This is a genomic window from Streptomyces xinghaiensis S187, assembly GCF_000220705.2.
In the GTDB taxonomy this organism is placed as follows: domain Bacteria; phylum Actinomycetota; class Actinomycetes; order Streptomycetales; family Streptomycetaceae; genus Streptomyces; species Streptomyces xinghaiensis.
The window spans coordinates 5,308,467-5,320,690 of sequence record NZ_CP023202.1 but is presented as its reverse complement, the minus strand read 5'-3'; the positions used below and the strand labels follow the sequence as shown (position 1 = coordinate 5,320,690).

General features: G+C 70.6%; 12 protein-coding genes. 3 read left to right on the top strand and 9 right to left on the bottom strand.

Annotation, left to right across the window (positions count from 1 at the left end):
• Nucleotides 1-49: 49 nt before the first annotated feature.
• Complete coding sequence (locus SXIN_RS22670; protein ID WP_019709247.1) at nt 50-1,207, bottom strand: HpcH/HpaI aldolase/citrate lyase family protein; 1,158 nt, start codon at nt 1,205-1,207, stop codon at nt 50-52.
• Between the two features lie 198 nt (nt 1,208-1,405).
• Between SXIN_RS22670 and SXIN_RS22665 the strand changes: the two genes are divergently transcribed.
• On the top strand, nt 1,406-2,362 hold the full coding sequence (locus SXIN_RS22665; protein WP_095757437.1) for a TerD family protein: 957 nt from the start codon (nt 1,406-1,408) through the stop codon (nt 2,360-2,362).
• 60 nt (nt 2,363-2,422) lie between these two features.
• Here the strand turns inward: SXIN_RS22665 and SXIN_RS22660 are convergent, their stop codons facing one another.
• The 6 genes from SXIN_RS22660 to SXIN_RS22635 all read right to left on the bottom strand — a co-directional run bounded on the left by SXIN_RS22660 (nt 2,423) and on the right by SXIN_RS22635 (nt 7,054).
• Nucleotides 2,423-3,181 (bottom strand): TerD family protein, encoded by a 759-nt coding sequence (locus SXIN_RS22660; RefSeq protein WP_374117898.1) that lies wholly within the window; start codon nt 3,179-3,181, stop codon nt 2,423-2,425.
• 173 nt (nt 3,182-3,354) lie between these two features.
• A complete protein-coding gene (locus SXIN_RS22655; protein WP_019709245.1) occupies nt 3,355-4,488 on the bottom strand; it encodes a DUF475 domain-containing protein in 1,134 nt (377 codons plus the stop codon).
• Between the two features lie 47 nt (nt 4,489-4,535).
• A complete protein-coding gene (locus SXIN_RS22650) occupies nt 4,536-5,111 on the bottom strand; it encodes a TerD family protein (protein ID WP_019709244.1) in 576 nt (191 codons plus the stop codon).
• Nucleotides 5,112-5,242: 131 nt separating this feature from the next.
• Complete coding sequence (locus SXIN_RS22645) at nt 5,243-5,818, bottom strand: TerD family protein (protein WP_019709243.1); 576 nt, start codon at nt 5,816-5,818, stop codon at nt 5,243-5,245.
• A gap of 156 nt (nt 5,819-5,974) precedes the next feature.
• The gene (locus SXIN_RS22640) at nt 5,975-6,433 is read right to left on the bottom strand and encodes a peroxiredoxin (RefSeq protein ID WP_039821461.1); all 459 of its coding nucleotides are present in this window, start codon (nt 6,431-6,433) and stop codon (nt 5,975-5,977) included.
• A 180-nt stretch (nt 6,434-6,613) separates the two neighbouring features.
• On the bottom strand, nt 6,614-7,054 hold the full coding sequence (locus tag SXIN_RS22635; RefSeq protein ID WP_019709241.1) for a DUF3052 domain-containing protein: 441 nt from the start codon (nt 7,052-7,054) through the stop codon (nt 6,614-6,616).
• A gap of 465 nt (nt 7,055-7,519) precedes the next feature.
• On the opposite strand from SXIN_RS22635, the gene aceE reads away from it, so the two are divergent.
• Nucleotides 7,520-10,252, top strand: coding sequence for a pyruvate dehydrogenase (acetyl-transferring), homodimeric type (gene aceE / locus SXIN_RS22630; protein WP_019709240.1), 2,733 nt, complete (start codon nt 7,520-7,522; stop codon nt 10,250-10,252).
• 111 nt (nt 10,253-10,363) lie between these two features.
• On the opposite strand, the gene SXIN_RS22625 is transcribed toward aceE, so the two are convergent.
• The gene (locus tag SXIN_RS22625; RefSeq protein ID WP_039821455.1) at nt 10,364-10,678 is read right to left on the bottom strand and encodes a hypothetical protein; all 315 of its coding nucleotides are present in this window, start codon (nt 10,676-10,678) and stop codon (nt 10,364-10,366) included.
• Nucleotides 10,679-10,749: 71 nt separating this feature from the next.
• Between SXIN_RS22625 and SXIN_RS22620 the strand changes: the two genes are divergently transcribed.
• A complete protein-coding gene (locus SXIN_RS22620) occupies nt 10,750-11,562 on the top strand; it encodes a potassium channel family protein (protein ID WP_095757436.1) in 813 nt (270 codons plus the stop codon).
• On the opposite strand, the gene SXIN_RS22615 is transcribed toward SXIN_RS22620, so the two are convergent.
• Nucleotides 11,543-12,004, bottom strand: coding sequence for a peptidase inhibitor family I36 protein (locus tag SXIN_RS22615; protein ID WP_095758153.1), 462 nt, complete (start codon nt 12,002-12,004; stop codon nt 11,543-11,545). The two genes, SXIN_RS22620 and SXIN_RS22615, sit on opposite strands and share 20 nt — an antisense overlap.
• Between the last annotated feature and the right edge of the window lie 220 nt (nt 12,005-12,224).

Genomic DNA, 12,224 nt, shown 5'->3' with positions numbered 1-12,224 from the left:
GTCGTCGTCCGTACCCTGGGTGTGCCGCGGCCGCTGCCGCCGTTCTCGGTCACGTGATGCCGGCCGCCAGCAGCTCCACGAAGGTCACGTCCTCCCGCGCCACCCCGAAGACCTCCGCGCGCAGCAGCGTCCGCTCGGCCCAGGCGCGGTGCGGCTTCACCTCGTTCATCTTGTTGGTGTAGGCGGAGCGCATCACACCGCCGCCGCCCCGCTCGGGCCGCAGGATGTCGACCGCGTCGCTGTACTCCTCGTGGCTCACGACGGACAGCGCGTGCACCGGGGCGACGTGGGAGGGGTGGATGCAGGTCTTCCCCAGCAGGCCGTTGGCGCGGTCGAGTTCGATCTCCCGGAGCAGGCCGTCCATGTCGTGCTCGATGAGCGCGGTCCGCAGCTTCTCGGCGCGGCCGGTGAAGGGGCTGCGCCGCAGCTGTGGTTTGAACATCCGCTCCTGGAGGCGGAAGTACTCCCACACCGGCCCGGTCACGGTCAGCCCGGTGCCGTCGGCCCGTCCGAGCGTGTTGACCACATCGGCGATCACCGAGGCGATGAGCTGCACGTCGTACGCCGTCATGTCCGGGGATCTGCGCAGTCCGTACGCCGAGCAGAAGTCGGTGACGCCCAGGCGCAGCGCCAGCACCCGGTCCCGGTACTTGTCGACGCTGCGCCGGATGCCGGCGAGGGTCTCCGCGCGGCTCTCCAGGTGCAGCAGCTCCGGCGACTCCAGGACGGGCATGGCGAACAGCCGCCGCCCGCAGGCGTTCTCGGCCTCCGTCAGCGCCTCCAGGAACGGAACGCCCCGCTCCTCGGTGAACTTGGGCAGGACGAATCCGGACAGCAGCCGCGCCGCCGGCCCGAGGCGGCGCACGAGGTCCGTGATCTGTTCCGGCCACCGCACCCGGATGAAGAGCAGCGGCAGTTCGGAGCCGTGTTCCAGCAGGGTGTGGAGCTGCCGGACCAGGTTCTCCTCGGCGCCGGCCACGTCGGCGTCGTCGATGGAGTCCTCCAGGCACAGCACCATCGAGACGACCCCGCGGCCCATCTGTTTGACCACGTCCTCGGCCAGCGTGGGCCGGGTCGCGGGGCTGTAGAGGGTGGCTCCGAGCGCGACGGCGAGCCGCTGAGCTGGGGAGTCGACGTCGAACCGGCCCGGCTCCCGGTGGAACAGGGCCGTCCGGACATCGGGCGGCACGTACCCGAAGTGGCGCATGGAACTCCCCCAGTGATCTTTCGCGTCGTGACGCGATCTGGCCGGTAATCGTACGTTGCGTTCAGGCTCGAAAGCCCTTGCGGACATGAAAATCACGTATCCCGCCCGTGTCCGTTCCCCGTCCGCTGCCGGTCCGGCGGGCACGGGATGCGGTCCCCGCGTTGTACCCGCCTGCCCCGGGAAGGCAGGATGACCGCTATGACGCACGCGATGTTGAAGGGGTCGAACATCCCGCTGGACGCATCCGCCGTACGGGCGGTGCTCCGCTGGACTCCGGGGCCCGGGGTGCCCGATGTCGACGCGTCCGCGCTGCTGCTGAACGCGGACGGCCGTGTGCGCTCGGACGAGGACTTCGTCTTCTACAACCAGCCGCGCCACCCCTCCGGCCTGGTGCGGCACCTGCCCAAGAAGCGGCTGGCGGACGCGCTGACGGACACCGTCGAGGCCGAGATCGCCGCACTGGAGCCGGTGGTGGACCGGGTGGTGCTGGCCGCGTCGTCCGACGGCGGCGCGTTCGGCGGGGTGCCGGATCTGCGGCTGCTGCTGTTCGACGCCTCGCCGGAGGTCTCCGGGAACGGCGGCGAGCCGCTCGCGGTCTTCGACGTGGTGCCCGAGACCGGCGAGGAGTCGGCCCTCATCTGCGGCGAGCTCTACCGGCGGGGCGACACCTGGAAGTTCCGCGCCCTGGGCCAGGGGTATGACACCGGGCTGGTCGGTCTGGCCACCGAGTACGGCATCTCGGTGGAGGACGCCGGGGACGAGCCCTCCGGCACCGCCCCGGCCGGCGGCGGAGCACCCGCGCCGTCACCCACGCCCTCACCCGCCCCGGAGGCGCTCACCGAGCCGGTGCCCGCACCGCACCGGGAACCGGCCACCGCGCCCGCCGCCGCGCCGGAGGAGGCCACCCGTGCGCACCGGCCCGGCTACGGCTATCCGCCGCCACCGCCGGCCGCCCCGCCCGCGCAGCCGCCGTTCCCGCCCCCGCCGGCCGCCCCGGCCCCGGTCCCGCAGGCGCCTCCGGCGCACGCGCCGGGGTACGGCTACCCGCACCACCCGGCGGCGGCCTACGGCTATCCGCAGCACCCCGCGCCGCCGGCGCCGGACCCGGCGTTCGCCCTGCCGCCGCAGGGGCCGCAGTTCCAGCGGAACCGCTGACCGGCCGGCGGCCGGGGGCGGGCCCGGCAGCGCGGCCGCCGCCCCCGGCCGCCGCGCCCGTCAGACCTTCTCCTTCGTCCCCGGCCCCCACTGGAGCCCCCAGCCGTACAGCCGGTCCAGCTCCGCCTGGAAGCCGTAGACGTACCGCACCTCGCGGCGCACCACCAGCTCGCCCTTGACGTTCTCGATCAGCAGCACGGCGCAGGAGCGGGCCTGCGGGGCCCGCTCGTCGAGCCCGATCTCCAGCCGCGGGCCGTTGCTGGGGTAGAGCGTGACGACGGCGTGGGTGCGGTCGAAGGCGGGGGTGCCGTCGTAGATGTAGACGAAGACCAGCAGCCGCTTGAACTCGTCCCGGTGGTCGAGGTTGATGTAGATCGTCTCGCCCGAGGTGCCGCCGAACCGGTCGTCGCCGCTGAGCTTCACATAAGGCGGGCTGTTGATGTCGCCGAGGAAGTTCCCCAGCGGCTGCACCACGCCCTTGGAGCCGTCCTTCAGCTCGTACATGCAGGCCAGGTCGAGGTCGATCTTGACCACGGCCGGGCCCTGCGCCTGCACGATCTCCGGTTTGAAGAGACTGCCCGGGTTGCGCAGCAGCCCGCCGCGCTTGGTGTAGCCGCCGATGTCCGAGGTCCGCATCCGCCAGGAGAGGTTGACGCGGAGGTTGCCGCTGGCCGCGCCCTGCTTGGTGAGCGAGACGGTCTGCCGTCGTTTGGTGAGCTCTATCGCGTTGGTGGCGGGGTTGCCGCTCTCGAAGACCGACCGGCCGTCGGCGGGCCGCAGCCAGGAAGGCCAGGACCATTCCCTGTTCCAGAACGCCACGCTGGGCACCCCCACTGCTCTCGTCCCTCGACCGGCCCGCGGGAGCGCGGACCGGGCAGCACCGCGGGGCGGCCACGGCGGCCGGCGGCCCGGCCGGTTCCGGGTTCCGCTGCCTGGTGACCGCCCCGCACAGAGCGTTCCTCATTCGGAGTGTGGTCACACTCCGGACCGGGTCACACTCCGGGTGACACCTTGGTCTTCTCCTCGTGGCCCTCGGCGGCCAGCCCGCGGTTGCGGCGGACGGAGGACCAGAAGGAGGCCGCGATCAGGCCCACGCCGATGAGGCCGGTGATGACCTCGGAGATGTGGAACTTGATCGTGATGAGCAGCAGCGCGGCCAGGGCGCCGATGGCGTAGTGCGCGCCGTGCTCCAGGTAGACGTAGTCGTCGAGGGTGCCCTCGCGGACCAGGTAGACCGTGAGCGAACGGACGTACATCGCGCCGATGCCGAGGCCCAGCGCCATCCAGAAGATGTGGTTGGTGATGGCGAAGGCGCCGATGACGCCGTCGAAGGAGAAGGAGGCGTCCAGCACTTCGAGGTAGAGGAACATGAAGAACGCGGCCTTGCCGGCGAGGCCGACCAGGGACGGGTCCTTGCCCTCGCGCCGGGCCTGCTCCTTGACCTCCTCGTCGTGCTCCTCGTCCTCCTCCAGCTTCTCCTCGAAGTAGCCGGAGAGCCCGCCCACGAAGAGATACGTGATCAGGCCGGCGACGCCGGAGAGCAGGACGGTCCCCGACTTGTCCACATACGTGCCGCCGTGCTGCGCGGCCTCGGTGGCGATGGTGGCGGCGGTGACCAGCAGGACGACCAGCGCGATGCCGACGGCGAGGCCGTCCACCTTGCCCAGCCGGCTGAGCGGCTTCTCGAACCAGGACAGCCAGTGGTGTTCTTTCTCATCGAAGAGGAAGTTGAGAAAGATCATCAACAGGAACATGCCACCGAAGGCGGCGATGGCCGGGTGGGCGTCGGTGACCAGCATCTCGTACTGGTCGGGGTCGCGCATGGCCAGTTCGACGGCCTCGATCGGTCCGACCTTGGCCGTGATGGCGACGATCACGACCGGGAAGACCAGTCGCATACCGAACACGGCGATCAGGATGCCGATGGTGAGGAAGATCTTCTGCCAGAAGGCGTTCATCTTCTTCAGCACACCGGCGTTGACGACCGCGTTGTCGAACGACAGCGAGATTTCCAGGACCGACAGGATCGCCACGACGGCGAACCCCTGCCAGCCCCAGAAATAGGCTGCGGCGGCCAGTCCCGCGGCGGTGACGCCGAAAGACCAGCCGAAGGTTTTCAGGAGCACTGGCTACCCAATCGTGAGTACGGGTCCCCCGCGCGCAGTGCGCGGCTTTACGAAACGTTGACCCCGAAGTCTAGAGCGATCCCCCGCAGACCCGACGCATACCCCTGTCCGACCGCCCGGAACTTCCATTCGCCGCCGTACCGGTACACCTCGCCGAAGATCATCGCGGTTTCGCCCGAGGCGTCCTCACTGAGGTCGTAGCGGGCGAGTTCCGCACCGTCCGCCTGGTTGACCACCCGGATGAAGGCGTTGCTGACCTGCCCGAAGGTCTGCCCCCGGACATCGGCGTCATGGATCGAGACCGGGAAGACGATCTTGTCGACCTGCGCCGGGACCTTGGTCAGGTCGAGCAGCAGGGACTCGTCGTCGCCGTCGCCCTCGCCGGTGAGGTTGTCGCCGGTGTGCTCGACGGAGCCCTCCGGGCTCGTGAGGTTGTTGTAGAAGACGAAGTACTCGTCGCCCAGCACCCGGCCGTCGCGGCACAGCAGCGCGCTGGCGTCGAGGTCGAACGGCGCTCCCGTGGTGGACCGCGCGTCCCAGCCGAGGCCCACCAGGACCTGGGTGAGATTCGGCGCGGCCTTGGACAGGGAGACGTTGCCTCCCTTTGCGAGCGTGACACCCATGATCTGTTCCTCCCCCTCTGTGATGCCTTGCTGATCCCGCCGGGCGCCGCCGGCACCGCGGCGTTGTCCCCGCTGCCACCGGCGCCGCACCTCCGCGCTGGGGGAGGTGCGGCGCCGGGCGGTCGCGGATGTCAGACGTTGACCCCGAAGTCCTGGGCGATGCCGCGCAGACCGGAGGCGTAGCCCTGGCCGATGGCCCGGAACTTCCACTCCGGGCCGTGCCGGTACAGCTCGCCGAAGACCATGGCGGTCTCCGTCGAGGCGTCCTCCGTCAGGTCGTAGCGGGCCAGCTCGTTGTTGTCGGCCTGGTTCACCACGCGGATGAAGGCGTTCCGCACCTGGCCGAAGCTCTGCTGCCGGCTCTCGGCCTCGTAGATCGAGACCGGGAACACGATCTTGGCGACGTCCGCGGGCACCGCGGCGAGGTTGACCTTGATGGCCTCGTCGTCGCCCTCGCCCTCACCGGTGAGGTTGTCGCCGGTGTGCTCGACGGAGCCGTCGGGGCTCTTGAGGTTGTTGAAGAAGACGAAGTGCTGGTCGGAGACGACCTTGCCCTCCGCGTTCGTCAGCAGGGCGCTGGCGTCGAGGTCGAAGTCGGTGCCGGTGGTGGTGCGGACGTCCCAGCCGAGACCGACGGTGACGGCGGTCAGGCCCGGCGCCTCCTTGCTCAGAGAGACGTTCCCGCCCTTGCTGAGACTGACTCCCACAAGTCCTCCCCTGGATGCGAGGGGCGGGGGGAAGACCGCCCCGCCCCCGTCGTGCGATGACATCGGATCAACGGGACCGATCCTAGTGAGCGGCCACCCCGGGGGACAGGCTTCTCCACCGGCCCGTTCCCCCGGGACCACCGCCCGTGCGGGCGGTCAGAGCGCGCCGAGGGCCTTGGCGTAGTCGTTCAGGTCCCGGGCGTCCGGGAGGCCGTTGACGACGGTCCAGCGGACCACGCCCTCCTTGTCGATGATGAAGGTGCCGCGCACGGCGCAGCCCTTCTCCTCGTCGAAGACGCCGTAGGCGCGCGAGGCCTCGCCGTGCGGCCAGAAGTCGGAGAGCAGCGGGTACTCCAGGTTCTCCTGCTCGGAGAAGACCCGCAGCGAGAACGGGGAGTCGTTGGAGACCGCGAGCAGCTGCACGTCGTCGTTGACGAACTGGGGCAGCTCGTCGCGGAGGGCACAGAGCTCGCCCGTGCAGACGCCGGTGAAGGCGAAGGGGTAGAAGAGGAGGACGACGTTCTTCTCACCGCGGAAGTCCGAGAGCCTCACGAGCTCACCGTGCTGGTTCTTGAGCTCGAAGTCAGGGGCCTGGGTGCCGACATCGATCGCCATGGGGTGCGCGTCCCTCTCGTCGTGGTTACCGGTCGTGCCCCAGTCTTCCACTGCGCCGTTCCGCCCCGCGCCGGGGGCCGCCCGCGGACCGCGCCGGGGCCCGGGAACGCCGTGTGCCCCCGCGGCGGATCACCACGGGGGCACAGGGACGGTCCGGTACGGCCCGGGGCCGGGGGCGGGCTACCGCTTCCCGGAGCGGGCCGCCTTGGGAGTGACGAGGCGGCTGCCCGCCCAGTCCTTCCCGGCGCTGACGCTGCTGGTCTGCGCCAGTCCGGCGGTGGAGGCGGCTTCGCCGATCTCACTGGCCTCGACGTAGCCGTCGCGGCCGGTCTTCGGCGTCAGCAGCCAGATCGGGGCACCCGCGTCGATCATGGTGGTGGCGTCCACCAGCGCGTCCGTCAGGTCGCCGTCGTCCTCTCGGAACCACAGCACCACGGCGTCGGCCACGTCGTCGTAGTCCTCGTCGACGAGCTCCGTGCCGGTCAGTTCCTCGATGGCCGCACGCAGATCCTGCTCGGTGTCGTCGTCGTAACCGAGCTCCTGGACCACCTGTCCGGGCTGGAAACCCAGCCTGGCGGCAGGGTTGGTCCGCTCCTCCGCGTGGTCCGCGGTCGCGCTCACGGATTGCCTCCTGTCGTGTTTCGAGTGTTCTTCCACCCCACGCGCACGCGAGGCTTGGGCGTAGTCCACACGGGCCGGGCGGATCGCGCAAGTACCTGACCCCTTATCCCGCCCAAACGTTGACTTGTCGCCGCAAGAGGTACTCCCCGGCCATGGTGCCGGTCGGGGATTTCCGGCGCATTTCGGGGGTACACGCGGAGGTTGCGCCGAACGGGCCGTCCGCACCGCGGACCGGCATCGGGCCGGCGCCCCGGCGAGGCGTAGGGTTGCGGTCGGCCGAGCCACCCAAGTCGGCCGGAACCCCCCGTTGTCTCACAGAGTGGCGGTTACCGCGCAGTACCGTGGTTATTACCGATCAGTAGAGATGACGTATTCGCCTCTGCGGTCCACGATGGAGGCGGCGCGACACCAGCAGAGCACGAATCCATGACGTGCACAGCACGACCGAAACAGCGAAGGAACAGCGTGGCTTCCGCATCCGATCGCAACCCGATCATCATTGGCGGTCTTCCCAGCCAGGTCCCGGACTTCGATCCCGAGGAGACCCAGGAGTGGCTCGACTCGCTCGACGCAGCCGTCGATGAGCGAGGCCGGGAACGCGCCCGTTACCTGATGCTCCGCCTCATCGAGCGGGCACGCGCCAAACGCGTCGCCGTCCCCGAGATGCGCAGCACGGACTACGTCAACACCATCGCGACCAGGGACGAGCCGTTCTTCCCGGGCAACGAGGAGATCGAGCGCAAGATCCTCAACGCGACCCGCTGGAACGCGGCCGTCATGGTCTCCCGTGCCCAGCGCCCGGGCATCGGCGTCGGCGGCCACATCGCCACCTTCGCCTCCTCCGCCTCGCTCTACGACGTGGGCTTCAACCACTTCTTCCGCGGCAAGGACGCCGGCGACGGCGGCGACCAGATCTTCTTCCAGGGCCACGCCTCGCCCGGCGTCTACGCCCGCGCCTTCCTGCTGGACCGCCTCTCCGAGGCCCAGCTCGACGGCTTCCGCCAGGAGAAGTCCAAGGCCCCCGACGGCCTCTCCAGCTACCCGCACCCGCGGTCGATGCCGGACTTCTGGGAGTTCCCGACGGTCTCCATGGGCCTCGGCCCGCTCGGCGCGATCTACCAGGCGCGGATGAACCGCTACATGGAGGCGCGCGGCATCGCCGACACCTCCGACTCCCACGTCTGGGCCTACCTCGGCGACGGCGAGATGGACGAGCCCGAGTCGATCGGCCAGCTCTCCATCGCCGCCCGCGAGGGCCTGGACAACCTCACCTTCGTGGTGAACTGCAACCTGCAGCGGCTCGACGGCCCGGTACGCGGCAACGGCAAGATCATCCAGGAGCTGGAGTCGCAGTTCCGCGGCGCCGGCTGGAACGTCATCAAGCTGGTCTGGGACCGCACCTGGGACCCGCTGCTGGCCCAGGACCGGGACGGCCTGCTGGTCAACAAGCTGAACACCACCCCCGACGGCCAGTTCCAGACGTACGCCACCGAGAGCGGCTCGTACATCCGCGAGCACTTCTTCGGCGGCGACCAGCGGCTGCGCAAGATGGTCGAGAACATGACCGACGACCAGATCCTGCACCTGGGCCGCGGCGGTCACGACCACAAGAAGATCTACGCGGCGTACAAGGCGGCCAAGGAGCACAAGGGCCAGCCCACCGTGATCCTGGCCCAGACCGTCAAGGGCTGGACGCTCGGCCCCAACTTCGAGGGCCGCAACGCGACCCACCAGATGAAGAAGCTGACGGTCGACGACCTGAAGATGTTCCGCGACCGGCTGCACCTGCCGATCCCGGACAAGGAGCTGGAGTCCGGCGCACCGCCGTACTTCCACCCGGGGCGCGACTCCGAGGAGATCCAGTACATGCACGACCGCCGCAAGGCGCTGGGCGGCTATGTGCCGACCCGCGTGGTGCGGTCGAAGCCGCTGGTGCTGCCCGGGGACAAGACCTACGCGACGGTGAAGAAGGGCACCGGGCAGCAGCAGATCGCCACCACCATGGCCTTCGTGCGGCTGCTCAAGGACCTCATGCGGGACAAGGAGATCGGCAAGCGCTTCGTGCTGATCGCGCCCGACGAGTACCGCACCTTCGGCATGGACTCGTTCTTCCCGAGCGCCAAGATCTACAACCCGCTGGGCCAGCAGTACGAGTCCGTGGACCGCGAGCTGCTCCTCGCGTACAAGGAGTCGCCGACGGGCCAGCTGCTGCACGACGGCATCACCGAGGCGGGCTGCACGGCCTCGCTGATCGCGGCCGGCTCGGCCTACGCCACGCACGGCGAGCCGCTGATCCCGGTCTACGTCTTCTACTCGATGTTCGGGTTCCAGCGGACCGGCGACCAGTTCTGGCAGATGGCCGACCAGCTCTCCCGCGGCTTCGTGCTCGGCGCCACCGCCGGCCGCACCACGCTGACCGGTGAGGGCCTGCAGCACGCGGACGGCCACTCCCAGCTGCTGGCCTCCACCAACCCGGCCGCCGTGTCCTACGACCCGGCGTACGGGTACGAGATCGCGCACATCGTCAAGGACGGTCTGCGCCGGATGTACGGCGAGGACAGCGAGAACGTCTTCTACTACCTCACCGTCTACAACGAGCCGATCCAGCACCCGGCCGAGCCGGAGAACGTGGACGTCGAGGGCATCCTCAAGGGCCTCTACCGCCTCAGGCAGGGCGAGCGGGGCATGATCCCGGCGCAGATCATGGCGTCCGGTGTCGCGGTGCCGTGGGCCCTGGAGGCGCAGCGCATCCTCGCCGAGGAGTGGGACGTCCGGGCGGACGTCTGGTCGGCCACGTCCTGGAACGAGCTGCGGAAGGAAGCCGTCGCGGTGGAGGAGCACAATCTGCTCCACCCCGAGGAGGAGCAGCGCGTCCCGTACGTCACCACCAAGCTGCGGGACGCCGAGGGCCCGAAGGTGGCCGTGTCCGACTGGATGCGGGCGGTTCCGGACCAGATCGCGCGCTGGGTGCCGGGGACGTACCAGTCGCTGGGCGCGGACGGCTTCGGCTTCGCGGACACCCGCGGCGCGGCCCGGCGCTTCTTCCACATCGACGCCCAGTCGATCGTGGTGGCGGTCCTCACCGAGCTGGCGCGGGACGGGAAGGTGGACCGCTCCGTGCTGAAGCAGGCCATCGACCGCTACCAGCTGCTGGACCCGAGGGCGGCGAACCCCGGTACGGCGGGCGGCGACGCCTGACGCACGGACGGTGGAACAGAGGGGCCGGGCCCGGAACGCGTCTGAGCGTTCCGGGCCCGGCCCCTGTGTGGTGTCGCGTCGTGCGCGCCGGGCGCCGCGGGGGCCGACCGGTCAGACGACGCCGCCGCCGAGGCCGCCACCGACCCCGGCCAGCAGGAGGACGGCCATCACCGTGTCGATGGCACCGAGGACCACCGCGACGAGCGCCGGTACCGAGGCGCCGCGGAAGTCCCAGCGGCGGCCCATCGACATCCAGCCGGCCACGATCGCCGCCGGTCCGAGGACGATGCCCAGGACGAAGAACCCGGCGATCGCGCAGACGAGGCCGATGATGCCCAGTGACGCGCGATCCGGCCCGCTCCGCGACCACATCCGGCCGCTCTCACGGGGGTGCCTGCGCGTACTGCTGTGTCCCATGCCCGCCATCTCGTCCCTCCAAGGGTTGTCGAATTCGGGCTGCTCTCCGTCTTCCCTCGTACTCCCATACGATTCACGGCATGAGCGAGACACCGTCCGGCCTGCACCAGAGGGAGCGCTGGGAGCGCCGCACCCAGGGGCCGCTGCTGGCGCTGTCCCTGCTGTTCGCGGCCGCCTACACCGTGCCGATCGTCCTGCCGGACAGCGACCCGTGGGTGCGCGAGGCCGGCCGGGCCGTGGAGTGGGGGGTCTGGGCGGCCTTCGCCGTGGACCTCGCCATCAGGCTGCACCTGTCGCCGCGGAAGCTGCGGTTCCTCCGCGAGAATCCGCTGGCTGTGCTCGCCGTGGCCCTTCCGCTGCTCCAGCCGCTGCGGCTGCTGCGCCTGGTCTCCGGGCTGCTGCTGGCGGGGCACCGGGCCCGGCTGGCCGCGGCCACCGCCCAGATCCGCCTCACCACCTACGTGGCCGGCTCCTGCGCCGGACTGCTGCTGTTCGGCTCGCTGGCCGTCCTGGAGGTCGAGCGCAAGTCCCCCGAGGGGAACATCACGACGTTCGGCGACGCGGTGTGGTGGTCGTTCACCACCATGCCCACGGTCGGCTACGGCGATCTGGCCCCGACCACCGGGCTGGGCAGGGTGCTGGCGGTCGGGCTGATGCTCTCCGGGATCGCGCTGCTCGGTGTCGTCACCGCGAACATCGCCGCCTGGTTCATCTCCCAGTTCGACCGCGAGAACGCCGAGGAGCAGCGTCAGACGGCGGCCATCGACGAGCTCACCGCCGAGGTCCGGGCGCTGCGTGCGGAGCTCGCGGCGGCCGGTGAGGGCCGCGCCGCCGCCCCGGAGCCGGCCGGGCGGAACGGCGGCGGGCCGGGTGTCAGTTCTCCCAGATCTTGAACGCCCGCACCCGGTACGGGGAGTCGGGCACCCAGGTGCCGCCGCCCGGATAGGTGTCGAACTCGCCCGTCTCCCCGCACTCGGCGCTCTGGTAGGTGGTGACGGGCCGGCCGGTGCGGTTGGCCAGCGAGCCCGCCGAGGCTCCGGCGGGCAGCGGGATACAGCTCTCGATGTCGGTGCCGGAGAGTTCGTGGGCGGTGCGGGTGCCGCCGTATCCGTGGCGGTCCCAGAGGCAGAACGCCCCGGACGGGCAGGAGCCGGAGGAGGGGGCGGGCGGTTCCGCCGCCGGGGACGCGGGCGCCGCGGACGTCCGTGGCCCCGGGGGTGCCGGAGGGGCCGCGGCGGCGAGCGGGGCGGCCGGGACCAGGGCGGCGGCCAGCGCGGTGGCGGCCACGGACGCGGTCGTCAGGACAGGGCGGGTCGCCGGGAAAGAACGCGTCATCAGGACAGGGCGCTTCATCAGGATCACTCCCCCGTGAGGTGCCGCGCCGCCGGGGCGCGGGCACGCGGCCGGCCGCCGGACGGATGCCCGGCGGCGTTTCCGTCACGAGCCTCTCCGGCCGGTGCCTCCGCCGCCAAGGGTCTCCGGGCGATGCCACCCGGATAGGGGACAGCCCCGCCGGGGATGACCCAACGGGGCTGCCATTAAGCGGAGTTGACGC